Origin of the sequence: Clostridium saudiense (assembly GCF_000577815.1) — a bacterium.
In the GTDB taxonomy this organism is placed as follows: Bacteria; Bacillota; Clostridia; order Clostridiales; family Clostridiaceae; genus Clostridium; species Clostridium saudiense.
This window is the reverse complement of the sequence record NZ_CBYM010000001.1, coordinates 23,707-50,147: the sequence shown is the minus strand read 5'-3', so window position 1 is coordinate 50,147 and position 26,441 is coordinate 23,707. Positions and strand designations below refer to the sequence as shown.

The following is a 26,441-nucleotide window of genomic DNA, read 5'->3' as shown; positions in this document are numbered from 1 at the left end:
CCTTTAATAGTTATCAAATTTTGAGTTGCAAAACGTATAAAAACTTGTTAAAATTTATATTATTATTAAAAATATTGTCTAAAAAGATATATATTTTTTAGTTTCTTTTTAATATCTGATTATTAGAATAGTTTTTTTCATATAATAATATAGTAATTATATCGTAATGGAGGGTTTTAACATGGAAGATAAAAAACGTAATATTCTTTTCTCTGAAGAACAAATCAAAGCTAGAGTAAAAGAACTAGGTGAAGAAATAACAAAAGACTATGAAGGTAAGGAAGTTTATATATTACCTTTATTAAGAGGAAGCTTTGTTTTTGGAGCTGATATCTTTAAAGCTTTAGATTTAAAAGCAAAAGTTGGATTCATGACAACTTCTAGTTATGGTCATGGTGAAACTAGTACTGGTACTGTAACTGTTGTAAATGATATTCCAGATAATATTGAAGGCCTTGATGTAATAATAGTTGATGATATCATGGATACTGGATATACAATGGAGTTTGTTATAAACCATGTAAAGAAATTAGGTGCTAAATCTGTTAAAACTTGTGTTTTACTTGATAAACCTTCTAGAAGAAAAGTTGATTTAAAACCTGATTATTGTTGTTTTGAAATAGAAGATTTATTTGTAGTTGGTTACGGATTAGACTACGAAGGTTACTATAGAAATGTTCCTTATGTATTTAATTGGGAAAGCAAATAATTAATAAACATAGTTAAAGCTAGTGATTACAATGCCTTCACTAGCTTTTATTTTAATAAAAATTATTTATTATCTGTTTTATTTTGAAAACTTTCATTGTCAATTATAAAACGTTCATGGATACCTTCACCAATTTTATCACGTTCATCAAAAGCTTCGACCTTAAATACAAGCCTTCTTCTATCAACTTCAATTAATTCACTTTTTGCAGTTACATTCATTCCAATTGGTGTACTAGCAAGATGTTTTACATTCATTAGTGTTCCAACACTACCTTTTCCTTCTTCTAATTCACCTTGAATGCTTTTATAAGCTGCCTCTTCCATAAGCGCAATCATTGCAGGAGTAGCATATACCATTAACTCTCCACTTCTTAAAGTCTTAGCAATATTATTTTCACTAACAATATCTTTAGCCTCTCCTATTATTCCTACTTCAATCACTTTATGTCCTCCTCAACTGTTTATATTATTTTTCTATTAAACCTTATTTATAAATATTTTTCAATAATACTTTGAGTCCCCATATCCTCAAATCCATCTTTAGCTAATTCTTCATACATCTCAAGTACTTTGTTAAGTATAGGAAGCTCTTCTCCCTTTTCATCCATTACCTCCTTAGCAATTTTCATATCTTTTATAAAATGCTTATTAAAAAATCCTGGTGCATAATCTTTTTCAATCATTTTATATCCATTATTTTGCATTTGCCAACTTCCTGCTGCTCCTTTAGATATAGCATCTAAAACAGTTTTTGTATCAAGTCCTACTTTTTTTGCATAAATAATTGATTCAGCTACAGCCGCAACTGTCCCTGCTATAGCAATTTGATTGCATGCTTTACAATTTTGTCCACTTCCTATTTCTCCAAGATATATTATATTTTTACCTAAACACTCAAATAAGCTATACATAGAATCAAAATCTTTTTTGTCTCCACCAACCATTATTGATAAAGTTGCATTTTTTGCTCCAATATCTCCACCAGAAACAGGTGCATCTAAAACATTAAATTTCTTACCTAAATCATATATCTTCTTAGCTAATAAAGGAGATGAAGTTGTCATATCTATTAAATATGTACCTTCTTTTGCATATTTGAATATGCCTTCTTCCCCTAAATACACTTCTTCAACATCCTTTGGATATCCTACGATAGTAAATACAACATCTGCGTTTTCTACACATTCTTTAATAGTACTAGTAACTGTAATCCCAAATTCTTTTAAAGGCTCACATTTAGAAAGTGTTCTACTAAATGCATAAACATTATACCCATTTTCTGCTAAGTTTTTTGCCATAGAACTTCCCATAACGCCTGTTCCAATCCATGCTATATTCATATTTTTAATTCTCCTTTTTATTTCCATATTATTTATATTTAAATTATATGTCATACTTTATATTAAAGCAATTTGGTATTTAATAAGATAATTAATAAAACATTGAAGTTATAGTGTAATTAAATTATATCCATTTACATAGTAAACCTTATATAATTAAACATATTTATATTTTATAAAAATAAAAAAGTGGCTTTCACCACTTTTTTAAATTAATTAGATCCATTCATATTTATTGCTGTATCTGGTATTTTCCCTACTATTATAGTATCAGAAACTGGAATCTGAGTTGTAACTTCTATTTCATCACTATGAAACGGTACAACAATTCTCATTTTCGCTTCTACATTTAAATAAATTTTATGTCTTGTTTGGTTAATTCCAGCGCTTTCAAACTCTGATTCATATGATGTTGTTATATTACCTACTTGTTGCATTTTCACTGTAATTTTAGGTCCTATATTATAAAACATAATATTATTAGTTAAATACCCTAATGGTATTTTAACCCCCAAATCACCAAGTTCAGATAATTTTTCATCACAATTTAATACGACTTGAGATGCTAAATAATTTTGTTTAACAGTATCTGCTCTTACCATAGTTATATTTCCTTCACTATCTTTTTCTATGTTTATAATATCCTCATAATTAAAATCCTCAGAAAAAACCTTAACACTTTCTTCATTTATAATTCTTACTGCTTCAGACTTCATCTTAACTTCTCCAACACTAAGTACAGATGCTAATATCCTCTTGCTAAACATATAAAAAACTCCATTAAACACCATAATTAGCAAAACAATTATTAACAATCCATATGGAAACTTACTTCGCTTAGTATTTATTTTATAATGATACTTAGGTTTCTTTGTATAATACTTCATACTATCACCCTAATAGTTATTATTTTACTATTACAATTAATATGCTATAATTGAATTGAATATTATATTTTATATAAATAAAAGGAGGAACTAATGGCTAAAGATTCTAATAAATCAAAAAATCCAAAAGAAAAAGTAGTTAAATCCAAAAACACGAAAAAAAGCTTAAAGAAAAAGCCATCGAAAATTAAAAGATTTTTCAAATACTTTTTCCTTACAATATTAATTCTAGGATTATTAATCGGTGTTGTAGGCGTTGGATATGTAGTCGCTGTAATTAAGACAACACCTTCATTAGATGTAAATGCTATTTATAATTTAAATCAACCATCAGTATTATATGATGATAAAGGTGAATTTATAGATGACTTACCATCAACTGAAATTAGATATATTATTTCTTATGATGAAATGCCGCAAAATTTAATTAACGCATATATCGCAATAGAAGACGAGCGTTTTATGAGCCATGGTGGAATTGATATCAAGAGAATATTAGGAGCCGCTGCTAGAGATGTAATGGTAATATTGGGTAAACAAAATGGAATACATGGTGCTTCTACTATTACTCAGCAATTAATAAAAAATACTATTTTATCATCAGAAGCCGCTTCAGAATCTAGTTCAATAGATCGAATTAATAGAAAAATAAAAGAAATAGTTCTAGCTGTTCAATTAGATAAAGAATTAAGCAAAGAAGAAATTATAAGAACTTATTTAAACACTATCCCTTTAAGTGGTCATATTTATGGTGTAGAAGCTGCTTCAAGATATTTCTTTGGTAAACATGCAGAAGACCTTACATTACTAGAATGTGCTTATATTGCAGGTATTACCCAAGCCCCTACTACTTATAGTGCTTATAATACTGGTGCTTCAAATTATCCTAATGGATATATTAACAGAACTAAAACAGTGTTAAGCAAAATGCTTGAATTGGGTTATATTTCTCAAGAAGATTTTGATGTTGCTTATGCAGATGCTGAAGCTAATAACTTTAATTTTAAAAAACTAAATACTGACTCTCAAGTAAATCATGAATGGTTTGTATACCCTGCAGTTGAGCAAGTAAAAGAAGACTTAATTGAAAAATACAAGTATACAGAAGATGAAGTAGAAAAATTATTAGTAAACGGTGGATTAAAAATTTATACTACACTAAATGTTGAAATGCAAAATGCAGTACAAGAAATATTAAATGATAGATCAAACTTACAAGTAGATGATACTTCTGTTGATGAAACTGATAGTGATGGTGTTCCATTATTACAAGCATCAGCTACAATAATAGACTATAAAACCGGTCAAGTTAAGGTACTTATTGGAGGTCGTGGAAATCAACCACCAACTTCACTTAATAGAGCTTATTTTGACTTAAAATCTATAGGATCAACTACTAAACCATTAACAGTCTATGGACCTGCCATTGATACAAAATTAATAACTGCAGGTACTCCACTTGACGATACTTCAGTTTCAGATGAAATACTAAAAAAATATAATTTTGGATCTGTAGTTCCTAAAAACGCTAATGGTTCTATGGCTGGATATGTTACTGCAAGAGAAGCATTAACATATTCAAAAAATCTAACTTCAATTAAAACTGTTGATATGCTAGGTTTAGATACCGCTCTAGATTATGGTGAAAAATCTGGGCTTAAATATGCATCTGAATCTCATACAATGTCTGCATTAGCACTTGGTCAATTTGAACAACCAATCGGAAACAGAGATGGTGGTAATACTACTATTTTAGCTTCAGCATATGGAGCTTTTGGAAATAACGGTGTAAGATATGAACCAATACTTTACACTAGAGTAGAAGATGCTAGTGGTAATGTATTATTAGAAAAAGAACCTGAGACAATTAATTTATTCTCACCTCAAACCTCATATATTATTTATGATATTCTAAAAGGTTCTTCTAGTAGTGCAGAATTTAGCGATATTCCTGTTGCTGGTAAGACAGGTACAACTAATTCTTCAGATAACTTCTGGTTCGCTGGCTTAACTCCATATTATTCTGGATCTGTTTGGATTGGATATGATAATCCAAAGAGAATGAGTGGTAAAAGTTCTAGTGCTGCATCTTTATTTGGTAAAATAATGGCTGTAGCTCATGAAGGATTAGAATATAAAGATATCGATGCTCCTTCTGGTCTAGTTCAAGCAAAGGTTTGTAAAGATTCTGGTAAATCTCCTACCGACCTATGTTATGAAGACCAAAGAGGTAACAGGGTTAAAACTGAGTATTTTATTAAAGGTACTGAGCCAAAATCAGTATGTGACGTCCATGTTAGCGTTGCTGTAAATAGCTCAAATAACAAACTAGCTACTGAAAATACTCCTGCTAGCCTTTTAGTAAATAAAGTATTTATCAAAAAACCTAATGCAAATCCAAATGCAGATGATTATCCTTTTGTTGTACCAACTCAAGAAGATGATACACAAGCAGAAGAGTATATTGACCTATCTCAAATAGGATTAAGAGCAAATATGGATTTATTAGATGCTATTGTTATATTAAATAACAGAGGAATCAAATACTCATTCAATGGCCTTTCAGTTTCTGGTAATATTACATCAGGACAATATACACTAGTTTCATATACAGAAAAAATTAAGTCTGATGAAACTGTAGAACTTAAAATAAAAGCTACTACTAATACTCCTGATGAGGATATTGGTAATAATGATAATACTAACGATACTACAAATGATAACACTAGCCCAGAATCTGATACAGATGTACAAAGAAACTCTATAACAAATATAATAAATGGAATATTTAATTAATAAAAAATAAAGGCAGTCCTTGAACTGCTTTTATTTTTTTAGTTTTTTGAATCTCAGCTTGCACTCTTATTCATTTTTTTTAACAATTATGTCATTTTTATATTTTAAAACTGTTTTTTTGAATAATTCTCTTTGTATTCTTGCATTTTTTCCTTTTTCATTGTATACTATAGAAAAAGAACGCGAATTATCTCATAACGAAGGAGGAAAAATATATGGATTTTATAAATGATTTTATCTTATCTATTAATGATTTTATTTGGACTTATATCCTTATTGCAATGCTTATAGCAATTGGAGTATATTTCACATTTAAAACTAAATTTGTTCAATTTACTAACTTTAAAGAAATGTTTAAATTACTTGGCGAAGGTACTAATTCAAAAGAAAAAAGCAAAGGACAAGTCTCTTCATTCCAAGCATTTTGTATAGGTACTGCATCAAGAGTTGGTACTGGTAACTTAGCTGGAGTTGCTTCAGCAATTGCTATAGGTGGTGCTGGTGCTGTTTTCTGGATGTGGCTTATTGCTCTAATAGGTTCAGCTTCAGCTTTCATTGAATCAACTTTAGCTCAAATCTATAAAGTTAAAGATGGTGATAGCTTTAGAGGTGGCCCAGCATACTATATGGAAAAGGGATTAAGGAAAAAATGGATGGGTGTATCATTCTCTGTTCTTATTATTGTTTGCTTTGGATTTGCATTTAACTCTGTTCAATCTAATACAATTACAGCTGCATTTAGTTCATCATTCAATTCAAATAAACTATTAATCGGTATTATATTAACAGCATTAACATTAATAATAATATTTGGTGGAGTAAATAGAATAGCCAAAATTTCAAGTATTTTAGTTCCAATAATGGCTGTTGCTTATATAGTTATTGCTTTATTCATCATAGTAATTAACTTCAAAGAAATACCAAACTTATTTAAAACTATATTTGAAAGTGCTTTTGGATTTAAGCAAGTAGTTGGTGGTGGTATTGGTGCAGCTTTATTACAAGGTATAAAAAGAGGTTTATTCTCTAATGAAGCTGGTATGGGATCTGCTCCAAATGCTGCAGCTACTGCTACAGTATCTCACCCTGTAAAACAAGGTTTAATTCAAACTTTAGGAGTATTTACTGACACATTAATCATTTGTACTTCTACAGCATTTATCATTCTATTATCTGGAGCACCATTAGATGGATCTGTTAAAGGAATAGAACTTACTCAAATGGCATTAATTTCTCAAGTTGGTTCTTGGGGTGGAACATTTATAACTATCTGTATATTATTATTTGCTTTCAGTTCAATTATAGGTAATTACTACTATGGTGAAACTAATATACAATTTATCTCTGATAAAAAGATATACTTATATATCTATAGAATCTTAGTTGCTGCAATGGTTCTATTTGGATCAGTTGCATCAATGGATTTAGTATGGAACTTAGCTGACGTATTTATGGGCTTAATGGCTATCTTAAACTTAATTGCAATAGTAATGTTAAGTAAGATTGCTATCTCTGCATTAAATGATTATATTGGCCAAAAGAAAGCTGGAAAAGACCCTGTATTCTATGCTTCTTCTATAAAAGAACTTGGTGATGAAGTTGAAGAATGGCAAGAAGATGCTGAAGAATATATAGCATAAAAAAAAGCTTTATCAAAACATAAGTTTTGATAAAGCTTTTTTAGCAACTACTAAATACACTTATGCATAATGTTATATGTATTTATTTTTTCTTATACCACACTGCACAATTTGAATTACTCCTAACTAAATATCCTCTTAAATAAACTAATCTATTTATAATTATATGTGAGTTATTCAATATTTACCGTATAATTGTATTGTATTATACAAAAAGGGGGTATATATATGGATTTTGGAGAGATATATAAATATTCTGAAGGACATACATTTCATGAAGCCGATGCGAACTTTAAAATTATAGAGTTTGATTTATTAAAAATATCTGAAAATTGTGTATTAGCAAAATATAAATTGAAGAAAGAATTTATTAAAGATAACATAACCATTAAATCTATTAGAAGTTCAATATGGACATATAATGATAAATACTGGAAAATTATTTTTCATCAAGGAACTTTGATAAAATAACTTTTACTAATACACTATTAAAGTAGAGCTATAAATGTAAATACATTTATAGCTCTATTTTATGTTATTTTATATTATTCCTACTATTTCATTAATATCTTTAATACCTTGATCTCTGCAAAATGCTTCCATTTCTTCGATAATTTCTTTTCCTGCCATTGGATTAAAGAAGTTCACTGTTCCTATTTGAATTGCTGAAGCCCCTGCCATCATGAATTCTATGGCATCTAACCCTGTTGTTATTCCACCTAAACCTATTACAGGTATTTCTACTGCCTTAGCAACTTCATGAACCATTCTTAAAGCTACTGGCTTAACTGCTGGTCCTGATACCCCTGCATATACATTATTAAACACAGCTTTTCTCTTGTATGGATCTATTGCTAATCCCTTTAATGTATTAATTAATGATAAAGAGTCTGCTCCTGCTTCTTGACATTTAATAGCCATATCTACGATATCTTCTGCATTAGGAGATAACTTAACCATAAGTGGCTTATCAACTATCGCTTTAACTTTCTTAACAACCTCATAAGCAACTTCTGATTTAATTCCAAAAGCCATTCCTCCACTCTTTACATTTGGACATGATATATTAAGTTCTATCATGTCAATAGCTGTTCCTCTAAGCTTATCTAAAGCAATTTCATAATCTTCCATACATCCACCACCAACATTTGCTATAATGTTAGTTCCTAATTCCTTCATCTTTGGAAGTTCTTCTGATATAAATCTATCTATTCCTGGATTTTGAAGGCCAACTGAATTCATCATTCCTGATGGAGTTTCAAAAACTCTTATACCATCATTTCCTGCCTTTTCATTTAAAGTTAATCCCTTTGATGAAATACCTCCTAAAATTCCTACATCATAAAAATTGTTATATTCTGCTCCAAAACCAAAGGTTCCTGATGCCGCTATTACTGGGTTTTTAAAATCTAATCCATTTATATTAACTTTTAACATTTTATCTTCTCCTTTGGTCTTTTATAATTCTACATAGTATCCATCAAATACTGGACCATCTTTACAAGTTCTTTTATTTCCATCTTTAGTCTTACAAGTACACACTAGACATGCTCCTACTCCACAAGCCATATGTTTTTCCATTGAAACATATACTTTTACTTGCTTTTCTTTACACATTTCTACAACTCTTTTCATCATAACTTCAGGACCGCAACATAATACTGTATCATATTTATCTAAATCTAATATTTCTGTTACAAATCCCTTATGACCATATTTTCCTGTATTTGTAGAAACAAAGCTTTTATCAACAAATTCATTTATTTCATCTATTAAATATACATCATCTCTAAATCCTGCATAAAGATCCATTTTTATATCTTTATTCTTTTCTCTTAGCCTTTTAGAAAGTTCTAACATTGGTGCTGTACCAATTCCTCCACTTACTAAAGCAACTCTTCCATAGTCCTCTTCTAAGTTAAATCCATTACCTAAAGGCCCATTTAAACTTATTGTATCTCCCACTTTTAGCTCTGCATATTCCTTAGTTCCAGCACCTACAACAGCATAAACAAAAGTAAGTGTTTCCCCATCAGTTTCACATACACTTATAGGCCTTGGAAGAAGAGTTGCTCCATTATGCTTAAGCATATAAAACTGACCTGCTTTTGCTTCATTTTTATCTTCAACAACCATCTTAAAGATTCCATTTTGAATTTCTTGATTTAATAATATTTTTCCTTGTGTGTACTTCATAAACTCCATCCTCCTAAAGACTATTAACTGCGTTTCTTATTTCATCTCTCATTCTTATAGCTTCTCTTCTTGCACAAGCAGCAAATTCTTCTGGTTTATTTTCCTTTTTATATGCTAAAAGAATAGCTCTTGATGAGTTTACAACTCCACCATTTCCATCTCTTAAGTATAAAGCTACATCTTCTGCCTTTCCACCTTGTGCACCATATCCAGGTATTAAGAAGAACATATCTTTATATCTTTCTCTTATTTCCTTACCTTCTTCAACATGAGTACATCCAATAACTCCACCTATTGCTGAATATCCACATTCACCTTTTACAGACTCACCCATTTTAGTAAGCTTATCACCTACAACTTTATAAACCTTACTATTATCTTTTGTATCTATATTTTCTATATCTTCAGCCCCTGGGTTTGAAGTTCTAACTAATACAAAAACACCCTTATTTCCACTTTCCATATATGGCATATATGGTTCTATACTATCCATACCCATGTATGGACTTAATGTAATAAAGTCTGCTTCAAAATCCCCACTAAAATGCCCCTTAGCATATTGAGTTGCAGTTGCCATTATGTCTCCTCTTTTTATATCTGCAATGATAATAGCATCTCTTTCTCTTAAATATTCTAGTGTTTTCTTATATGCCATAAGTCCAGCTAATCCTAAAGCTTCATAATATGCTATTTGAACTTTAAAGCAAGCTACAACATCTAAAGTTTCATCTATAATTGCTTTATTATATTCAAATATTGCATCTTCTAATGATCTTCCTTCTAAAACATGTGTAGGTATATACTCAACAGCTGTATCTAACCCTAAGCACACAACTCCTCTTTCTTCAACTCTTTTATATAATTTATCCATTATAAAACTTTTCATATTCACTTTCACCTTTCTCCACTTATGATAATACTAAACCTATTTACTATATATTACTTTACCGCCTCTTATAGTCTTTATAACTTCTCCAAAGTATTTTCTTCCTTGGAAAGGAGTATTTTTACCTTTAGATACAAATGTTTCTTTGTCAATTGTTACTTCTTTATTTAAATCAACTAATACTAAATCTCCATCTTTTCCAACTGAAATTGTTCCTTTGTTCATTCTAAGGATATTTGCTGGATTTTTAGACATTAATTCACTTAATTTATTTATAGATATATTATTATTTTTTACTAATTCTGTGTAACAAATACTAAACGAAGTTTCTAATCCTACCATTCCTGGCGCACCATTTTTCTTATCTTCTTCAGTATGCGGCGCATGGTCTGTACCTATACAGTCAACAGTCCCATCTTTAATTCCTTCTATTATTGCATTAACATCTTCTTTTTCTCTTATTGGAGGATTTACTCTATAATTACTTATATCTGTTGTTAATCCTATATGATGTGGTGTAACCTCACAAGTTACATTTCCACCTTCATTTTTAGTTCTTCTTATTGCATTAATTGATTCAACTGTACTCACATGGGCCATATGTAATCTTGCACCTGTTACTTTAGCTAAATACAAATCTCTTATAGTCATTAAGTCTTCTGCAATTCTCATATCTATTTTAGAAAATGTTTTGTCTTCAGCATGAGACATTACAATCCAATTGCTTTCTTTTGCTTTTTCCATAGCTTTCATCATAACACTCGAGTCCATAACCCCAACGCCATCATCAGTTATAGCCACAAGTTCTTTATCATCATTAAAAGCTTCTAAGTGTTCTATAGACTTTCCACAAAAGTTTTCTGTAATTGATACACATTGATGAACATCAATTAATCCAACTTCTTTAGCTCTATTTCTAACATACTCTACAACTTCTTTTGTTGAGCAAATCGGATTAGTATTTCCCATTAAACATACTCCAGTATATCCACCTTTTGCTGCAGCTTTAGAACCACTTTCTATATCTTCCTTATGCATTAACCCTGGCTCTCTAAAATGAGCATGAGTATCTATAAAAGAAGGCATCACTGTATATCCCTTTGCATCAATCACTTCAATACCCTCTTTATTTATTTCTTTACCAATTTGATTAATTATTCCATCTATTATTAATATATCGCCTTGAAAATTTCCATTTGCATCTATGACATTAGCATTCTTTATTAATAAACTCATAACTTTTATACCTCACTTGGATTTATAATTTGTTCACAATATTCACATTTATAGCTTCCTTTTTCTCTATCTAATAACTTAAAGCTATGTGGTATATAATTTTCTACCGAAGTAATACAATTAGGATTTTGGCATGTTAATATATCTTGAACTTCTTCTGGAAGTTCTGGTTTAACCTTACTTATAATAACTTCATTTCTTACTTCATTTATTGTGATACCTGGAGAAAGTAATCCAAGCACTGTATAATTTATATTTTCTAAATTTTCGATTTTTATTATATCTTTTTTACCCATTTTTTTGCTATCAGCATTTATAATTAACGCAACTTGATGTCCAAGTTCATCTAAATGTAAATATCTAAATATTTTAACACCCATGCCAGCTTTTATATGGTCTAACATAAATCCATTTTTTATACTAGTTATTTGTAGCATTACATTACCTCCAACAACTTAACTATTAAAGCCATTCTTACATACATTCCATATTCTGCTTGTTTAAAATATACAGCTCTGTCATCACTATCAACTTCTGTTGCAATTTCATTTACTCTTGGAAGTGGATGCATTACTATCATATCCGGTTTTGCTTTTTGCATTTTTTCATTATTTAATATATAGCAATCTTTTAGTCTTAAATATTCTTCTTCATTAAAGAATCTTTCTTTTTGGATCCTTGTCATATATAGTATATCTAATTCTTCAATTACTTCTTCTATATTTTCTACTTCTCTAAAAGATATATTATTTCTTTTTAGCACTTCTTCTCTTATATATTCTGGAATTACTAATTCTTTTGGAGATATAAGTATAAATTTAGTATCTTTATATCTAGACATGGCCATGATTAAAGATTGAACTGTACGTCCGTTTTTTAAGTCACCACATAACCCAATTGTGTGTCCTTCTAATTTTCCTTTTTGTGATTTTATAGTTAACAGATCTGTTAATGTTTGAGTTGGATGTTGATGTCCACCATCTCCTGCATTAATAACAGGAACTGATGAGTACATGCTTGCAACTTTTGCTGATCCCTCTTTAGGATGTCTCATTGCAATTATATCTGAATAAATTGAAACCATTCTGATTGTGTCTGCCAATGTTTCTCCTTTTGCACTAGAGCTTGAGTTTGGTTCAGAAAATCCTAATATTTTTCCTCCTAATCTCATCATTGCAGCTTCAAAGCTAAAACGAGTTCTTGTACTTGGTTCATAAAAAAGTGTGGCTAAGATTTTGCCATCACAGATATGTGAAAATTCTTTTGGATTTGAAATTATTTTTTCTGCTAATTCGAAAATTTCATTAAGCTCCTCTTTAGAAAAGTCCATAGGGCTTATTAAATGTTTATTTTTCATTTATAGTCACTCCTTTTTAACATCACGGTGTTAAATTTAAAGAATACAAAAAACCTTCCTTAAAATATAAGGAAGGTATAGTAATCTTATAATATGGGTATTATTACAACTTCCTTATGAATCTCTCGGATTCTCTTAAAGGTTCTTTTTTGTTAGAATAACATTACATTCAAATTTTGTCAATGTAATTTAATTCCAGTTGTTCATTACCTCATCCCACATCATTTTACCACATTTAGCTAAAGATACAGTTCCATAAACACTATTTGGTATATCTTGAGATAATACTGTAAAAGTGAATTTTCCTTTTGGTAATTCTAAGTAAGCAGTATCATTCTCAACACCTTTTTTGTCTCCAGTTTTACTTGATATCTCTATTTTTAAATCATCAGGAATGTATAATGCTAATTTATTTTTAATTTGCTGTCTTCTTAAAATATCTATAAGCATCTGACCATTATCTTTTGATAAAAATGTTCCATTGGCTAAGTGTTTCCATATTCTTGATAAATCATAAGCAGTAGTTATGTTTTCAACATCAGTAATTGCTGTTCTTTCATCATTTGTCTTTCTATTTAACCTTGTATTCTTTAATCCCATAGCAATTATATCTTCATTAATTTGTTCCATTCCAACTATATCTATAATTTTATTTGCTGCAGTATTATCACTTTGTATTAACATTATTACAAGAAGTTCAAATACAGTATATTCTCTTTCATTAAATTCATGAATAATTCCTGTTCCGTAAACCTTATCTCCACTTTGGATTTTAACCTTATCCATAAAGTCCACTTTCTTATCTTCTACTGCTTTAATTAATGAAACAGCTATTGGAAGTTTCATACACCCAGCGGCAATCATAGGAACGTTTTCATTGTATCCATACACATAACCACTTTTTAAATCTTCAAAAAAGAAACTATATTTCCCGATTCTTGATTCTAAATATTTCTTTATCTCTTTCATAATACCCTCCTAAATCCACTGATTCAATAAATTTCTCTTACTTTAATATAAGTATATCATATTGTCAGAATATTTTGAAGTATTTCACTAAAATTTTTTCCATTTTTGCACATCATTCAAGTCTATCTAACTTAATTTAAATACTTATAATCTTAACCTTAAAAATAGTGACAATACTACAAAAAATAATCACACAATATAAAATCATTTTTTGCATTTGTCACTATTTATATTCTTCAATATTTATTTATTATTCTGCAAAAGATATTCCTATCTTTTTAGCAACTTGTACTAATTCACCTTCTGGATTTACTTTCTTAGTATTTTGTCCTATTACATTTTCTAATGTATCGCTAGTTATAGTATCTCCTTTTAAGCAAACCATTCTTCCAAACTTTCCTTCCATCATCAATTCAACAGCTGCTACCCCGTATCTTGTTGAAAGAATTCTATCGTAAGTAGAAGTATTTCCCCCTCTTTGAACATGTCCTAAAACAGTACATCTTACTTCATGTTCTTTAATTAACTTTTCTAAGTCATCAGCTAGTTTATTACCAATTCCACCTAGTCTTATTGGATCAGGACTATCTGCAACTATCTTAGATACTACAACATCACCGTCTTTAGGTTTCGCTCCCTCTGCTACTACTATAATAGTAAAGTTTCTTCCTTGCTCTTCTCTTTCTTTTACTTTTGCCGCAATTTTATTTATATCATATGGTATTTCTGGTAAAAGAATTACATCTGCTGAACCTGCTATTCCAGATTCTAATGCTATCCATCCTGCATTTCTTCCCATTACTTCACAAAGCATAATTCTATGGTGTGATTCTGCTGTTGTATGAAGTCTATCTAAAGCTTCTGTAACTACATCTATTGCAGTATTAAATCCAAATGTCACATCAGTAGATGCTAAATCATTATCTATAGTTTTAGGAACACCTATTACATTAATACCTTTTCTAGCAAAATCTCTAGCTGATGTTAATGTTCCATCACCACCAATTACAACTAAAACATCAACACCTTCTTTTTTCAAATTTTCAACTGCTACATCAGATACATCTCTCTTAACCATTACTCCATTTTCTTCTACAAGATAATCAAATAAATTATCTTTATTTGAACTATAAAGAATGGTACCTCCTCTATGTAGTATACCCGATACTGAATCTAAGTTTAAAGAAACAAAATCATTATTATATAATCCTCTATATCCAAATTTATACCCGATTACTTCGATACCATAATTTAATATTGCTGTTTTTGTTACGGCTCTAATTACGGCATTTAGGCCTGGACAATCTCCACCACCTGTTAATAAAGCTATTTTTTTAATTTTTTGTTCCATTTTAAATTCCTCCCTACCCATATACTTAAACCAATAATATTTCAGCATTTTTTTCAAATAGCCTACCTATTACTACATAGTTTTTCATAAAATTCAGAATATTCCTTCTTATAATATAATATCATATATTCAAATAACTGGAAAGATATTTTTTAAATTTGTACTTTTCTCCAAAATAAATGAGAGATGATATTTATCATCTCTCATTTTTCTAATATGCTAATTCTAATCCTTGAACATCTACTATTGTATTTTCATCATTAACATACTTATCATATACTTTTTTAATAGCATTATAATTATTAGTAATTAGTTTTTTTGATTCACTATCAATAGAACTTGGCATGTCATTGTATGCTGATTCAATATTTGAATATGCTCTCCATACATCTTTATCTACTGTAATATAATAACATGCTGCATTATTTAATGCTAAAACATCTTTTTCATTAAGCGAATATGCTTTTCTTATATTTTCAATAGCTTTATCATATTCCTTTTCATTATAGTAAATAGTACCTAAAGCTCTATAATAATCACTTTTATCTTCATCTATAGCTATTGCTTTATTTAAATCTAAAATTGCATCATCAACTTTATCCATCTTTAAGTTTAGAAGTGCTAAATCATAATATAATTCATCATTATTTTTATTTAAAGTTAAAGCATAATCATAATAATACTTTGCCTTATCTAAATTAGATAATTTATCTTCATATAACTTAGCAATATTTACAATTAAATTGTAATTATACGGTTCATTAAATATAGCTTTTCTAATATAACCTTCGATTTTATCTGAATTTTCTGTAGCAATTAATATATTAGGCATTAACATTCCATAAGTATTTTCATAATCACTATTAGCCAATATCGCTTCATTAGCAAATTCTTTTGCTTTATCATATTGACCTTTATTATAGTTCTCCCAAGCCTTAATATACAAATCTACATATGAATCTTCTTCTAATTCGTCAGTATTTATATTATTCTTTATTTCATCAATTACATTTTTACTAAAATCAATATTTTTTTCATCAAATGAATTAATTTCATTAATCCACGCCTTATATGCTTCAACTTTCGGATTTTCTTCTGATAATTCTGTTACTTTCTTCAATAACTTTTCTTTATCAAATTGACAAGCTTCCATTATAACATCATATGATTTTATTTCATTTTTATCAATCTCATATGAAAGTCTTAAGTTTTCTAAACCATTATCATAATCATTAATCATTATTTGCATCTTAGCTAAAGTAGCTAAATCATAAGCACTATCTTTATCCACCGGATAAGAGTTTACTATTCCTTTTGCTAAGTCTTTTTCATCATTTGCTAAATAAACAGCAAACATTGTTTTTAATAAAGGTTTATATGTATTATAACTTTCTAAATAATATTCACCTAAGCTCTCTGCTTGTTCTAAGTCATTATTCATATAAAAAGTAAATACTACTTCATTTATTAATTCTTTATCTTGCTCTAAGTACTCATCTCCATTTTCAAGCATTAACTTATCTCGTTTTACTATAGCTTCTTTTAATAAGTTATTTGCTTGAGTTATATCACCTTGGATTGAGTATATTTCTGCTACTCTAGCTGTCCAAATTGGCCATGCATCTTCTTTTTGCATTGTCATATATTCATTTATAGCTTCATCATACTTACCATCATAGTAATACTCTTCTGCTTTATTATTCGTTATTGTAACTGTCTTTGTTCCCATCATGCTTTGTATTGATATTAATACTACAAAAGCAAATAAAATAGAAAGACCTATCGTAATTATTGGCTCAACATATTTGTTTTTAATTAACTTCTTGTTAGACTTTAAGGAGTCATTTTTTTTATTTTCCATAATCCCTCCATTTGTTAAATAAATATTCTTAACAACAATTCTAACAAAAAATTATATTTTTTTCAAATAGTAATTTATAATTTCGACATTATACACTAATTTATGTAATTAAAAATGGCAAATTATTGAATAATTTATTTTTTATTATTACATACTATTTTAAATTAATTAATCTGCCATTTTTAAATTAATTAATTTGCCATTATTAACTGAAATTATTGTCTTTTTTTAATTAATCTATTTTCTATCAAAGCTACAATCTCATACATTATAAAAGCAATAACTGATAGAATTACTATACTCATCATAACCATATCTAATTGGGCTATTTGTCCACCATATATTATTAAGAATCCCAATCCTTCTCTTGCAACTAGGAATTCTCCCATTATAACTCCTACCCAAGAAAGTCCAACATTTATTTTTAATGCAGAAATAATAACTGGTACAGAAGCTGGAAAAACTAAATATCTTAATTTTTGCCACTTGTTTGCTTCAAAGGTTGTCATTAATAGCATTTTTCCTTTATCTACCTCATTAAACCCTGTTAAAACACTTATTATTGTAGTAACAATTGAAATTAGCAATGCAATTGTAATAATTGCTGATGTACCATTGCCAACCCAAAATATTATTATTGGAGCAAGTGCTACTTTTGGTAATGCATTTAATACTACTAAATAAGGATCTAATACTTTTGATGCTGTTTTTGAAGCCCATAATAATATTGCAATAGCTACTCCTAAAACTGTACCTAGTGTAAATCCAATTATAGTTTCATAACAAGTTACCCATATATGCCTAAATAATGTGCCTTCATTTATAAAACTAACTAATGATTTAATAATTCTACTAGGACTTGAAGTTAAAAATGGATCTATCCATTTTAATTGCGCTGCAATTTCCCATAGTGCAATAAATGCTACTAAAATTAAAATTCTTATTGCTCTTACTTTCCATTTGTCCCTTTTAACTTTTCTTAAATACAATTCATGCTCTTTTTCCATACTAATTATCCAACTCCCCCCATAACTTTCTAAAGTACTCATTGTACTCTGGTTCCTTTCTCTTATCGAAAGGAGTTGCATCTTTATTCTTAAACTCTATATTAACATCATCCTTTATATAAGCTGGCCTAGAAGTTAAAATTATTACTCTTTTTGACATTACAATAGCTTCACCTAAATCGTGTGTTACCATTATTGCTGTTTTCTTTTCTTTCTTAATTATCTCATAAACATCATCTGTCATTTTTAATCTACTTTGATAATCTAATGCAGAAAACGGTTCATCAAGTAATATTATTTCTGGTCTTAAGACTAATGTTCTAATTAAAGCTACTCTTTGTCTCATACCCCCTGATAACTGTGTTGGCTTATGTGACTCAAATTTTTCTAATCCATAACTTTTTAGTAATTCATCAGCAAATTCTATGTTTTCTTTTGTATATATTTTCTTAACTTTAAGTCCTAATAATACATTTTCTCTAACAGATAACCATGGAAATAAATAATCTTTTTGAAACATATATCCCATTTTATCTAGATTATTTTTTACATCTGGATCATTAAATTTAACTTCTCCACTTGATGGAGTTAATATTCCACTTATAATATTAAGCAATGTTGATTTTCCGCATCCTGAAGGACCAATTATACTTATAAATTCCCCATCATCTACTGAAAAGCTGACATCTTTAATTGCCTCTGTAGCTCCTTCCATAGTGTGATAGTTCATATTTATATTCTTTATTTCTAAGAGACTCACTTTACCACCACCCCATAATAATTTTATAGTTATAGTTAGTAGTTGTTTGTTTATTTTTCTAAATTAATTTAACTTATTTTCTTTTAACTACTAACTAAACTATTTATAGCATTAGTTTATTTTGTTGCCTCTTCTGCAAATGAGTTATTTACGATAACATTAAAATCTGGTCTTGTTTGAATCAAGCTTGAATCATATCCTTGAATAATATCCATTAGCTTATTTAAACCATCTTCACTTACTTCAGGAGTTTCTGAAAATGCATCTATACTCTTATAATTATCTATTACTTTAACTATTACATCTTTATCAGTTCCTGGGAAAAATGAACTAATAGAATCAGCAATTTCTTCACTTGTATGTTGTTGAACCCATAATTGACCTTTGTAAATTGCATTTGTAAACTTTTGAATTATTTCTGGATTTTCATCCATATATGATTTAGTTGTATAGAAGCAAGTATAAGCAATATTTCCTGCTTGTTCTCCTACTGAAGAAACTATACTACCACCACCATCATTTTCTAACATTGTAGCTGTTGGTTCAAATAATGCAACATAATCACCAGTTCCAGATTTGAAAGCACCTGCAGTAGCTGTAAAATCAACATTTGTAACCATATTCACATCATTTTCTGGGTCTAATCCATTTTCTTTTAGTACATACTCAAGAGCCATTTCGGGAATTCCACCTGGTCTACCACCTATTATTTCTTTACCTTTTAATGATGACCAATCAAAATCTTCTTCTGCTTCTCTTCCCACTAAAAATGAACCATCTTTTTGTGTTAATTGTCCAAATACAACTGGATAATCTTCTCTTCCTTGGTTATAAATATAAACAACTTGCTCTGGTCCTGAAAATCCTATATCTGCATTACCACTTAATAATTGTTGCATAGTTTTATCTGCAACCTATTCTAAATAACAGTATATGTCCACTTTTATTAATTCCTTAAATGCTCTCTTAACATATTCCTTAAGACACCTTTAGGAGTGCCCTTGTTACCAGCTATTAGATTTAATAATTCAATGTCTTCGCTTGTTAATTTAACCTCTAAATTTTCAAGTTTAAGATTTTCTAATCTCTTTTTATTCAATGCTTCTATTCTTACATTTTCTTCATTAGCTAGATATCTTTCCTTGCCCTCATCCCAACTCTGAATAAGTTTATAGATAGTAATTGCTATAAGACAACTTATAAACGTAAGGGAAATCAAAGTTGCGATTGGTTCTACTATACAATTTAAATCAACATACATTTTATTATTCATCCTCCTCGAACTTATTTGCAAAAGGCTTATGAATACAAAAATATCTAACATAATCACTTACGCTCATACCTCTGCTTTTTGCAAGTTGAATTATTTTTTCCTTTTCCCTCTTAGATACTTGTACAGTTAATCTATATATTTTTAATTCATCTTCGCTCTTTCTTCCCAAAATTTCTTTTTCTTTAAATCCTAACATTTCCTAACCACTCCCCTACTCTCTCCAAATATAATCGACCATATATCGGTGATTTACCGAGTACTTTTTGGCTATTACCACCACATTACCCCACTATTAGCTTTTCTTATTAATTTTCTAGTAGTGTGGTAATAGTGTGGTATTTATATATCCATTAAATCCTCATAGTCTTCATTTTCTGAGCTTACCTCTGATACAACTTTAATCTCTCCTGGTATTGGTAATAATCCTCTAAGAACATCTTTTATATATGCAGCAGGATTACTATAGTTTTGTAATTTCTCATAAAGCTTCAATTCTTCTTTTCTATTTTTATTAAACTCTATAGTTATTCTTAATCTCTCCATAACTTCTCCCCTACCTTTTTATATCCTAAAGCATTTGAAAATAAATTATCTTCTATTATTTGAGCTGATGGATATCTCTTTTTTATAGACTTAAAAAAGGATCTTCCCCCTCCACCAGTAACAAGTATAGGACTTGTTCTAACCGGATAGCTTATATTTAATTCTTTGAATACTTTTTCTATATTATTTCTTATAATATTTTTAATAAATGTAGTATCTTTCTTTTCTCCATCTACTTCTAAACCATTTTTTATTATGCCTTCAGCATCTTCAATATTTAATCCTAAAGTATATAAGCTATTAATTTCATTAATCATATCATTATAAATGTTAATCATTCCTACATCTAAACTTGTACTTTTAGCAACACTTCTTTTTTTACCAGCTTTAAGCAATGCTATATCTGTAGTTCTTCCTCCAATATCTAAAACAATTAAATCTTTCTCTATTAACTCTCTTCTCTTATCCACATCCAACGAATAATATGTTGCAACCCCTTCTGGGAATATTGCTGCATCTTCAATATAAATAGTTCTTTCTATTCCATTTAACTTAAAATTTAATATTTTATTATCTTCAATTACTTCAATCATTTTATCTTTTTTACTTCTATATTGATTTATAGGTAATCCTAGTACTATTCTTATAAATTCTTCTTTAGTACTTAACCCTAAAGCTAAACATAGCATTGGTAAAAGATTTTCTTTAGATATTTTATCTAGATTAGTATCATAATCACCTTCTCCAATAATTAATATTTCATTGTTAAACTCTAATTGATATCCTGTGCTTATTAAATAATTTTCTCCTCTTGTAATTAATGAAGGTACTATTATCCCCTTACTTGTCTTAATGTTACAATTGCCTAAATCTACGCCTATTGTTTCCATGTTATCCTCCAAATACATTATTTAAGGCTACTTTGTTGCCCTTTGTTATATATGTATTCACGAGTATAAATTATATTCCTGTTTGTGAATAAAATTTATATTTAGAAATATTTTTTATAAAAAGAAAAAGGCCCTTAATCTTCAAGGTACCAAATATCTTCTACCTTTAGATTAAGAGCCTTACTTATTTTCAATATTGTTTCTATATTCCCCTGCTGCTTATTAGTTTCTATTTGACTATAAGTACTTGGACTTATTCCAATCATCTTACAAAACTCATTTGAGTTCATCATATATTTTGTCATTCTTATTTCTTTCAGTCTATTTTTAACCATACCTCACCTCAATTCTGTCAATTTATTTTGTTAATTTTTATATCCATATATATATTTTATTCTATGAGGCGATTGCTTTTCCTTTTATTGGTTACAATTAAAATAGATAAATTTTAATCTCCTTTTACGCTATTAATTTAAGATTATTTCTTTTCATTAATCAATATAGAACATGCTTTTAATATTATAGTCAATGCTTTACAAGCAAATATAATAAATACTATAAGCGAAATAGGTCTTATTACTAATGATATAAGATAAATATTCATAACAACAAAACCACCATTCGCTGAACTTAAAGTGATCCCCTGAATTAATACTTCTAATAATAATGTTAATGCGTAAATTATTCCACTTATCATAATTCCTTTACTAATATTTACTTTTTTCATATATATCCCCCTTTTTATTATTTATGATAACCAAATTAATACAATTATAATTTAATAGTAACATATTTTCCAAATGTAGTGTAATTAATTGTAAAATTAATTATATAAATATAGATTATTGTTCTTTGTGAACTTTTTAAAAGTTTCATTATGATACTTTTAAAAAAAAGTTATATGTAATGTGTTATAATCACGATATATTAACATTGGAGGTTCTAAAGATGCTTAATTTTAAACTAAAAGATATAAATAATCCTTTTGAAATGAGACAAGGTGAAACAATTGTAGATTTAGATAGGTATGTTGAAGTTTTAAAGGAAAATAATATTCCTTTTACTAAAGAGCAATATGAGGAAGCAAAAAAGAATTTAATTAATTTAAATAAAAAAGAGTAGGTTTGTCCTACTCTTTTAGGTTCTGGTTATAAACAATAGAAGGAATAGCTAAATTAAATTCTAACTATCCCTTCTATTGTTTCCGTATATATGTTTTATAAGATCTAACATAGATTTACTAGAATCCTCTGGAAATAAACTTTTAACAACTATAATAAATACTCCTACTATTTCAGCAAAAACACTTACTATAATTAATCTAAAAGTCCATTCTTCAAAACTCCATATTTTTGCCCCTTGTAAGCCTACCATAACTCCTATGAATATGGCTTCTATAAATATAAGCGCTATTAAAGCTTTGCAGACTATCTTCTTTAATCCTAACTCTAATTGTCTTTCCGTTTTCCATATATTTAATATTTCTATAAAGTCGGAATTTGAATTATTTCTAGATACTGTAGATTCTATAACTCCATCAGAACTCTCTATACTATCTAGCATTAAATCATCTAGACTAGGATAACCTTCTTCTAACTCTATGCACTCTTCATCTAAATTCTCTGTATTCACCATTCTTATATTAACCCCAAATTCTTTAATCTAAATTTTATTGCTGACTTAGAAACAAAAAATCTTTCGCTTAGCCATTCTATTATAAAACTTTCGCTAACACCTAAATTGTTTATAGATTTATATAATTCTCTTACTTTCTTTTCTGGCATTAGAATAGCTGCTGCAAATTGATTAGCTTCCTTTTCTTCAGGAAGTTGAGTGTTGTATCCTGTTCTTCTATGCATATCTACAAACTCTTTATTTGGATTACATCTTAAATGTAAAAAATAATGTCCTAACTCATGTGCAATAGTAAACCTTTTTCTTTCAAGTGTATCTTCTTCATTTACATATATATTAATATTATTATTTTCTTTTTTTATGGCTCCAGATACAGTATCATTTGAGAAACTATTGAAGTTACGATTAAATACCTTTATATTCAACTTTTTAGCTATATCTATAGGGTCTACTGGTATATCTAAAATATCATAACTAGATAAGATCTCATTTGTCTTTTTTTCTATCTCTATCTTTTCCATATTAATCCCATCTTTCCCATTTAAATATATTAATTTCCCCATATATTGCACCTCATTTTGTTAAAGTATATCCTTATTTCAATTTAATATACAGTATATGCGAAATATATGGTGTTATTACTTATTTATACTTTATCATTCTATCGGGAAATAGACAAGTATCGTTTCGGATGAATTTATACTTTTTTTCATATTTTTTTACTATTTTTTAATGTTTTTATACAATTTTATATTAAATTTCATATTTTATCTTGGGAAATAAAAAAGGCTAGTAAGTAAGATTTCTCCTACCTACTAGCCTTAAATAATTATAAATTTAATAATTTTCTCCAAGTATTTTGACCAACAATTCCATCTGCTGAAAGTCCTCTAGTCTTTTGAAACTCTCTTACAGCAGAATAAGTGCCACTACCAAAGATACCATCTACCCCGTTAGTAGAATATCCTAATGTAACAAGTTTTTCTTGTAATAGTTTAGTAATATTACCACTTGCACCTTTCTTAAGTGTAGGGCAACCTTTTAAAGTATTAGCTCCTGGAATACCATCTACTTTTTGATTTGAAAAACCTTGATTATTACATTCAGCTTGAAGTCTTGCTACCCAATCATCTGTATTAGATACTGGAGCTTGTACTGGTTTGATTATTTCTTCATTTTTAACTGTTGTAGTATTTTCAACAGCTTTACCATTTACAATAGCTTCTGCTATAGCTTGACCAACTTTATCATGTCCTAATCTTCTATATAAAGCAACATCTTCTGTAGCTTCTACAAAACAAGTTTCAACTATCATGGCTTTCATATTAGTATTTCTTAATTCATATAGTCCAGTTCTAATTTTTTGACCTCTATTTTTAAATCCTAATGATTCTAAAGAGTTAACTACTCTTTGAGCTATATCATAATTTGAGTAAACACATACCTCGCTACCTAATGCTCCATTATAAGAATCGTAAGCTTTATTAAAGTGAATAGATATAAATAAATCTGCACCCCACTCATTTGCTTTATTAACTCCATATGCTAAATCTGCACTTATACTTGAAGTATAATTTACTGGTGGTGTCACATCTAATACCTCATACCCTAATTCTCTTAAATATTTGATAACTGCATCTTTAACTTTTCTATCTTCTGTTAGTTCATCAATTAATGCTGATGCTCCTGTACATAATTCTGTGTGTCCACCTCTAACTGCTATTTTTTTAATTTCCATAATTAATTCCTTCTTTCAATATATTTTTATAAAATAAAAGAGAGCCTATTGGCTCTCAAAAATTATTCTTTGCTTATAAAATTTCTAAACATTTCATATAATCCAGTTGAAGCAAGTCCGCTTATAAGCCCTCCAACAATAACAACTGGAGTAACTGCTCCTGAATTAACAAATATATTAAATGCTACACCTACGACTCCCATAATTAATGGAATATATTTATTATCTATAAAATCTAGTGAATATTTAATAATAAAACCTATACCTAAGCAAAACGCTAAAACTATAACAACTACAAATTCATTTAAAAAACTTAAATCCATATTAACACGCTCCTCTTTCTTCTTCTAATCCATCAATGCGCTTATGCGCTGATTTTACACTTTCCTCATTTCTTATAACTCTCTCTTTAAGTTCTGTTACTTCCCTATCCCTAGCTTTATTATCTAGCCTTATCTCATCAACTGCTGTAGCTATATAATCTAGCTTGGCTCTAGTTTGTGCCTCCTCCCTCGTATCTGCTCTAATGTCATGTCCTCTATTCCTTTGAAAAGTAGCATAACTTATAACAGCTCCTGCGATTGTACAAGCTAATGCAATGCTTATTGTTTCCATCTTTACACCTTCCTTTTGTTTTTTATAAAAACCTTTCGGATCCTGACTTTACCATGAATATATTTAATATCTTTTCATAAAATATTACTGTGATTCATTCACATAACATAAGAGAATAAGTTGCTTGCTACGGGTTTTAATTAATAACTTATTCTCTTATTTTTAAACATAATAAAAGAGCCTAGCTTCCTAAACTCTTAATTGTTTTATTATGAATTATTGAATTTCTATAAACATATTTTTATTCTCTATGCTCTTATAAAATCTAATTAATTCTTCTTTAGATAATGCATTCTCTTTATTTTCAAATAATTTATCATTTGTATCAACAGGTATTTTAATTTTAGCAACTCCTCTTTCTACAGCATAATCTCGTAGTTTTCTTAAATAATAAGTAGCTATACCCTTATTTCTAAGCTCCGGATTATTAACATATAATATTTGAAGCTTTATATAATTACTTCGAGAAAAATTACCACTTTCAAAAAAATCCATAGTAAATACTATTTCATTTGATTCAAAGTCATATAAGCAGAATTTAACTGAACCATCCGTAGAGTGTAAACCTCTATAATAATTCTTAATACAATCTTTCTTTGTGTTGTTGATTTTATCTAATAACTTATTGGGCTCAAACATAAAATCTACCTTTCTTTGTTCCAATATTGGGGGTAATCCCCATTTTTTTATTTCATTTTTCATTTTTATCACCTCTATATAAGTTATACTGATAAAATAAACTTTTTGTAA

Annotated in this window: 31 protein-coding genes and 1 pseudogene; 5 read left to right on the top strand and 27 right to left on the bottom strand. The window is 28.7% G+C overall.

The genetic code is table 11. The features are described from left to right. Positions 1 to 181: 181 nt before the first annotated feature. Entirely contained in the window at positions 182 to 709 is a 528-nt protein-coding gene (gene hpt / locus TY07_RS00325) for a hypoxanthine phosphoribosyltransferase (protein ID WP_042393614.1), read from the top strand. A gap of 62 nt (positions 710 to 771) precedes the next feature. Here hpt and TY07_RS00320 read toward each other — a convergent pair whose 3' ends face one another. The 3 genes from TY07_RS00320 to yunB all read right to left on the bottom strand — a co-directional run bounded on the left by TY07_RS00320 (position 772) and on the right by yunB (position 2,938). Next, a complete protein-coding gene (locus TY07_RS00320; protein ID WP_042393610.1) occupies positions 772 to 1,152 on the bottom strand; it encodes a thioesterase family protein in 381 nt (126 codons plus the stop codon). A gap of 47 nt (positions 1,153 to 1,199) precedes the next feature. Further along, on the bottom strand, positions 1,200 to 2,078 hold the full coding sequence (locus tag TY07_RS00315; protein WP_074431740.1) for an NAD(P)-dependent oxidoreductase: 879 nt from the start codon (positions 2,076 to 2,078) through the stop codon (positions 1,200 to 1,202). Between the two features lie 185 nt (positions 2,079 to 2,263). Further along, on the bottom strand, positions 2,264 to 2,938 hold the full coding sequence (gene yunB, locus TY07_RS00310) for a sporulation protein YunB (protein ID WP_042393605.1): 675 nt from the start codon (positions 2,936 to 2,938) through the stop codon (positions 2,264 to 2,266). A 93-nt stretch (positions 2,939 to 3,031) separates the two neighbouring features. On the opposite strand from yunB, the gene TY07_RS00305 reads away from it, so the two are divergent. The 3 genes from TY07_RS00305 to TY07_RS00295 all read left to right on the top strand — a co-directional run bounded on the left by TY07_RS00305 (position 3,032) and on the right by TY07_RS00295 (position 7,845). Continuing rightward, on the top strand, positions 3,032 to 5,734 hold the full coding sequence (locus TY07_RS00305; RefSeq protein ID WP_042393603.1) for a transglycosylase domain-containing protein: 2,703 nt from the start codon (positions 3,032 to 3,034) through the stop codon (positions 5,732 to 5,734). Between the two features lie 215 nt (positions 5,735 to 5,949). Continuing rightward, on the top strand, positions 5,950 to 7,374 hold the full coding sequence (locus TY07_RS00300) for an alanine/glycine:cation symporter family protein (protein WP_042393600.1): 1,425 nt from the start codon (positions 5,950 to 5,952) through the stop codon (positions 7,372 to 7,374). 228 nt (positions 7,375 to 7,602) lie between these two features. Beyond that, complete coding sequence (locus TY07_RS00295; protein WP_052330556.1) at positions 7,603 to 7,845, top strand: hypothetical protein; 243 nt, start codon at positions 7,603 to 7,605, stop codon at positions 7,843 to 7,845. A 69-nt stretch (positions 7,846 to 7,914) separates the two neighbouring features. Here TY07_RS00295 and TY07_RS00290 read toward each other — a convergent pair whose 3' ends face one another. The 18 genes and pseudogenes from TY07_RS00290 to TY07_RS00205 form a co-directional block, all read right to left on the bottom strand. Next, positions 7,915 to 8,811 (bottom strand): dihydroorotate dehydrogenase, encoded by an 897-nt coding sequence (locus TY07_RS00290; RefSeq protein ID WP_042393597.1) that lies wholly within the window; start codon positions 8,809 to 8,811, stop codon positions 7,915 to 7,917. A gap of 21 nt (positions 8,812 to 8,832) precedes the next feature. Beyond that, positions 8,833 to 9,570, bottom strand: a complete 738-nt coding sequence (locus TY07_RS00285) for a dihydroorotate dehydrogenase electron transfer subunit (protein WP_042393594.1) — start codon at positions 9,568 to 9,570, stop codon at positions 8,833 to 8,835. Positions 9,571 to 9,583: 13 nt separating this feature from the next. Then, entirely contained in the window at positions 9,584 to 10,456 is an 873-nt protein-coding gene (gene pyrF, locus TY07_RS00280; RefSeq protein WP_042393589.1) for an orotidine-5'-phosphate decarboxylase, read from the bottom strand. Positions 10,457 to 10,495: 39 nt separating this feature from the next. Next, entirely contained in the window at positions 10,496 to 11,692 is a 1,197-nt protein-coding gene (locus TY07_RS00275) for a dihydroorotase (protein WP_042393586.1), read from the bottom strand. A gap of 5 nt (positions 11,693 to 11,697) precedes the next feature. Next, complete coding sequence (locus tag TY07_RS00270; protein ID WP_042393583.1) at positions 11,698 to 12,129, bottom strand: aspartate carbamoyltransferase regulatory subunit; 432 nt, start codon at positions 12,127 to 12,129, stop codon at positions 11,698 to 11,700. After that, on the bottom strand, positions 12,129 to 13,049 hold the full coding sequence (pyrB, locus tag TY07_RS00265) for an aspartate carbamoyltransferase (RefSeq protein ID WP_042393580.1): 921 nt from the start codon (positions 13,047 to 13,049) through the stop codon (positions 12,129 to 12,131). Before pyrB ends, TY07_RS00270 begins: the two co-directional genes overlap by 1 nt. A 189-nt stretch (positions 13,050 to 13,238) precedes the next feature. Continuing rightward, on the bottom strand, positions 13,239 to 14,018 hold the full coding sequence (locus TY07_RS00260) for a serine hydrolase (protein WP_042393578.1): 780 nt from the start codon (positions 14,016 to 14,018) through the stop codon (positions 13,239 to 13,241). A 250-nt stretch (positions 14,019 to 14,268) separates the two neighbouring features. Continuing rightward, complete coding sequence (locus TY07_RS00255; RefSeq protein WP_042393577.1) at positions 14,269 to 15,369, bottom strand: 6-phosphofructokinase; 1,101 nt, start codon at positions 15,367 to 15,369, stop codon at positions 14,269 to 14,271. A gap of 211 nt (positions 15,370 to 15,580) precedes the next feature. Further along, positions 15,581 to 17,230: a tetratricopeptide repeat protein gene (locus tag TY07_RS00250; RefSeq protein ID WP_042393576.1), complete on the bottom strand. Its 1,650-nt coding sequence runs from the start codon at positions 17,228 to 17,230 to the stop codon at positions 15,581 to 15,583. Between the two features lie 215 nt (positions 17,231 to 17,445). Next, positions 17,446 to 18,237 carry an ABC transporter permease gene (locus tag TY07_RS00245; protein ID WP_042393575.1) on the bottom strand — a complete coding sequence of 264 codons (792 nt, stop codon included), beginning with the start codon at positions 18,235 to 18,237 and terminating at the stop codon, positions 17,446 to 17,448. A 1-nt stretch (position 18,238) separates the two neighbouring features. Continuing rightward, positions 18,239 to 18,997, bottom strand: coding sequence for an ABC transporter ATP-binding protein (locus TY07_RS00240; RefSeq protein WP_042393574.1), 759 nt, complete (start codon positions 18,995 to 18,997; stop codon positions 18,239 to 18,241). A 116-nt stretch (positions 18,998 to 19,113) separates the two neighbouring features. Beyond that, positions 19,114 to 19,908: pseudogene (locus TY07_RS00235) on the bottom strand (ABC transporter substrate-binding protein); the annotation flags it as partial. A gap of 35 nt (positions 19,909 to 19,943) precedes the next feature. Further along, a complete protein-coding gene (locus tag TY07_RS00230; protein ID WP_198133958.1) occupies positions 19,944 to 20,258 on the bottom strand; it encodes a hypothetical protein in 315 nt (104 codons plus the stop codon). 4 nt (positions 20,259 to 20,262) lie between these two features. After that, positions 20,263 to 20,466: a plasmid mobilization protein gene (locus tag TY07_RS00225; RefSeq protein ID WP_042393569.1), complete on the bottom strand. Its 204-nt coding sequence runs from the start codon at positions 20,464 to 20,466 to the stop codon at positions 20,263 to 20,265. Between the two features lie 143 nt (positions 20,467 to 20,609). Beyond that, positions 20,610 to 20,813 carry a hypothetical protein gene (locus tag TY07_RS00220; RefSeq protein ID WP_042393565.1) on the bottom strand — a complete coding sequence of 68 codons (204 nt, stop codon included), beginning with the start codon at positions 20,811 to 20,813 and terminating at the stop codon, positions 20,610 to 20,612. Continuing rightward, positions 20,801 to 21,703: a ParM/StbA family protein gene (locus tag TY07_RS00215; protein ID WP_042393561.1), complete on the bottom strand. Its 903-nt coding sequence runs from the start codon at positions 21,701 to 21,703 to the stop codon at positions 20,801 to 20,803. Before TY07_RS00215 ends, TY07_RS00220 begins: the two co-directional genes overlap by 13 nt. 134 nt (positions 21,704 to 21,837) lie before the next feature. After that, on the bottom strand, positions 21,838 to 22,038 hold the full coding sequence (locus TY07_RS00210; RefSeq protein WP_042393558.1) for a helix-turn-helix transcriptional regulator: 201 nt from the start codon (positions 22,036 to 22,038) through the stop codon (positions 21,838 to 21,840). 143 nt (positions 22,039 to 22,181) lie between these two features. After that, positions 22,182 to 22,430: a hypothetical protein gene (locus TY07_RS00205; protein ID WP_042393556.1), complete on the bottom strand. Its 249-nt coding sequence runs from the start codon at positions 22,428 to 22,430 to the stop codon at positions 22,182 to 22,184. 221 nt (positions 22,431 to 22,651) lie between these two features. Between TY07_RS00205 and TY07_RS17900 the strand changes: the two genes are divergently transcribed. Beyond that, a complete protein-coding gene (locus TY07_RS17900) occupies positions 22,652 to 22,825 on the top strand; it encodes a hypothetical protein (protein WP_157029102.1) in 174 nt (57 codons plus the stop codon). Between the two features lie 60 nt (positions 22,826 to 22,885). Here the strand turns inward: TY07_RS17900 and TY07_RS00200 are convergent, their stop codons facing one another. The 6 genes from TY07_RS00200 to TY07_RS00175 form a co-directional block, all read right to left on the bottom strand. Further along, positions 22,886 to 23,338 (bottom strand): hypothetical protein, encoded by a 453-nt coding sequence (locus TY07_RS00200; protein ID WP_042393554.1) that lies wholly within the window; start codon positions 23,336 to 23,338, stop codon positions 22,886 to 22,888. Between the two features lie 2 nt (positions 23,339 to 23,340). Further along, positions 23,341 to 23,901: an ImmA/IrrE family metallo-endopeptidase gene (locus TY07_RS00195; protein WP_052330555.1), complete on the bottom strand. Its 561-nt coding sequence runs from the start codon at positions 23,899 to 23,901 to the stop codon at positions 23,341 to 23,343. 266 nt (positions 23,902 to 24,167) lie between these two features. Then, positions 24,168 to 25,076 carry an N-acetylmuramoyl-L-alanine amidase gene (locus TY07_RS00190; RefSeq protein WP_042393552.1) on the bottom strand — a complete coding sequence of 303 codons (909 nt, stop codon included), beginning with the start codon at positions 25,074 to 25,076 and terminating at the stop codon, positions 24,168 to 24,170. 62 nt (positions 25,077 to 25,138) lie between these two features. After that, positions 25,139 to 25,399 carry a phage holin family protein gene (locus tag TY07_RS00185; RefSeq protein WP_042393550.1) on the bottom strand — a complete coding sequence of 87 codons (261 nt, stop codon included), beginning with the start codon at positions 25,397 to 25,399 and terminating at the stop codon, positions 25,139 to 25,141. 1 nt (position 25,400) lies between these two features. After that, positions 25,401 to 25,691: a hypothetical protein gene (locus TY07_RS00180; RefSeq protein ID WP_042393548.1), complete on the bottom strand. Its 291-nt coding sequence runs from the start codon at positions 25,689 to 25,691 to the stop codon at positions 25,401 to 25,403. Positions 25,692 to 25,907: 216 nt separating this feature from the next. Next, positions 25,908 to 26,393 carry a GNAT family N-acetyltransferase gene (locus TY07_RS00175; protein WP_042393545.1) on the bottom strand — a complete coding sequence of 162 codons (486 nt, stop codon included), beginning with the start codon at positions 26,391 to 26,393 and terminating at the stop codon, positions 25,908 to 25,910. Positions 26,394 to 26,441: the final 48 nt, after the last annotated feature.

What these genes read in the sequence shown, in the direction of transcription:
- hpt (WP_042393614.1), top strand. Translation starts at nt 182, where the DNA reads ATGGAAGATAAAAAACGTAATATTCTTTTCTCTGAAGAACAAATCAAA.
- TY07_RS00315 (WP_074431740.1), bottom strand. Translation starts at nt 2,078, where the DNA reads ATGGAAATAAAAAGGAGAATTAAAAATATGAATATAGCATGGATTGGA.
- yunB (WP_042393605.1), bottom strand. Translation starts at nt 2,938, where the DNA reads ATGAAGTATTATACAAAGAAACCTAAGTATCATTATAAAATAAATACT.
- TY07_RS00305 (WP_042393603.1), top strand. Translation starts at nt 3,032, where the DNA reads ATGGCTAAAGATTCTAATAAATCAAAAAATCCAAAAGAAAAAGTAGTT.
- TY07_RS00300 (WP_042393600.1), top strand. Translation starts at nt 5,950, where the DNA reads ATGGATTTTATAAATGATTTTATCTTATCTATTAATGATTTTATTTGG.
- TY07_RS00295 (WP_052330556.1), top strand. Translation starts at nt 7,603, where the DNA reads ATGGATTTTGGAGAGATATATAAATATTCTGAAGGACATACATTTCAT.
- TY07_RS00290 (WP_042393597.1), bottom strand. Translation starts at nt 8,811, where the DNA reads ATGTTAAAAGTTAATATAAATGGATTAGATTTTAAAAACCCAGTAATA.
- TY07_RS00285 (WP_042393594.1), bottom strand. Translation starts at nt 9,570, where the DNA reads ATGAAGTACACACAAGGAAAAATATTATTAAATCAAGAAATTCAAAAT.
- pyrF (WP_042393589.1), bottom strand. Translation starts at nt 10,456, where the DNA reads ATGAAAAGTTTTATAATGGATAAATTATATAAAAGAGTTGAAGAAAGA.
- TY07_RS00275 (WP_042393586.1), bottom strand. Translation starts at nt 11,692, where the DNA reads ATGAGTTTATTAATAAAGAATGCTAATGTCATAGATGCAAATGGAAAT.
- TY07_RS00270 (WP_042393583.1), bottom strand. Translation starts at nt 12,129, where the DNA reads ATGCTACAAATAACTAGTATAAAAAATGGATTTATGTTAGACCATATA.
- pyrB (WP_042393580.1), bottom strand. Translation starts at nt 13,049, where the DNA reads ATGAAAAATAAACATTTAATAAGCCCTATGGACTTTTCTAAAGAGGAG.
- TY07_RS00260 (WP_042393578.1), bottom strand. Translation starts at nt 14,018, where the DNA reads ATGAAAGAGATAAAGAAATATTTAGAATCAAGAATCGGGAAATATAGT.
- TY07_RS00255 (WP_042393577.1), bottom strand. Translation starts at nt 15,369, where the DNA reads ATGGAACAAAAAATTAAAAAAATAGCTTTATTAACAGGTGGTGGAGAT.
- TY07_RS00250 (WP_042393576.1), bottom strand. Translation starts at nt 17,230, where the DNA reads ATGGAAAATAAAAAAAATGACTCCTTAAAGTCTAACAAGAAGTTAATT.
- TY07_RS00245 (WP_042393575.1), bottom strand. Translation starts at nt 18,237, where the DNA reads ATGGAAAAAGAGCATGAATTGTATTTAAGAAAAGTTAAAAGGGACAAA.
- TY07_RS00230 (WP_198133958.1), bottom strand. Translation starts at nt 20,258, where the DNA reads ATGTATGTTGATTTAAATTGTATAGTAGAACCAATCGCAACTTTGATT.
- TY07_RS00225 (WP_042393569.1), bottom strand. Translation starts at nt 20,466, where the DNA reads ATGTTAGGATTTAAAGAAAAAGAAATTTTGGGAAGAAAGAGCGAAGAT.
- TY07_RS00220 (WP_042393565.1), bottom strand. Translation starts at nt 20,813, where the DNA reads ATGGAGAGATTAAGAATAACTATAGAGTTTAATAAAAATAGAAAAGAA.
- TY07_RS00215 (WP_042393561.1), bottom strand. Translation starts at nt 21,703, where the DNA reads ATGGAAACAATAGGCGTAGATTTAGGCAATTGTAACATTAAGACAAGT.
- TY07_RS00210 (WP_042393558.1), bottom strand. Translation starts at nt 22,038, where the DNA reads ATGGTTAAAAATAGACTGAAAGAAATAAGAATGACAAAATATATGATG.
- TY07_RS00205 (WP_042393556.1), bottom strand. Translation starts at nt 22,430, where the DNA reads ATGAAAAAAGTAAATATTAGTAAAGGAATTATGATAAGTGGAATAATT.
- TY07_RS17900 (WP_157029102.1), top strand. Translation starts at nt 22,652, where the DNA reads ATGCTTAATTTTAAACTAAAAGATATAAATAATCCTTTTGAAATGAGA.
- TY07_RS00200 (WP_042393554.1), bottom strand. Translation starts at nt 23,338, where the DNA reads ATGGTGAATACAGAGAATTTAGATGAAGAGTGCATAGAGTTAGAAGAA.
- TY07_RS00195 (WP_052330555.1), bottom strand. Translation starts at nt 23,901, where the DNA reads ATGGGGAAATTAATATATTTAAATGGGAAAGATGGGATTAATATGGAA.
- TY07_RS00190 (WP_042393552.1), bottom strand. Translation starts at nt 25,076, where the DNA reads ATGGAAATTAAAAAAATAGCAGTTAGAGGTGGACACACAGAATTATGT.
- TY07_RS00185 (WP_042393550.1), bottom strand. Translation starts at nt 25,399, where the DNA reads ATGGATTTAAGTTTTTTAAATGAATTTGTAGTTGTTATAGTTTTAGCG.
- TY07_RS00180 (WP_042393548.1), bottom strand. Translation starts at nt 25,691, where the DNA reads ATGGAAACAATAAGCATTGCATTAGCTTGTACAATCGCAGGAGCTGTT.
- TY07_RS00175 (WP_042393545.1), bottom strand. Translation starts at nt 26,393, where the DNA reads ATGAAAAATGAAATAAAAAAATGGGGATTACCCCCAATATTGGAACAA.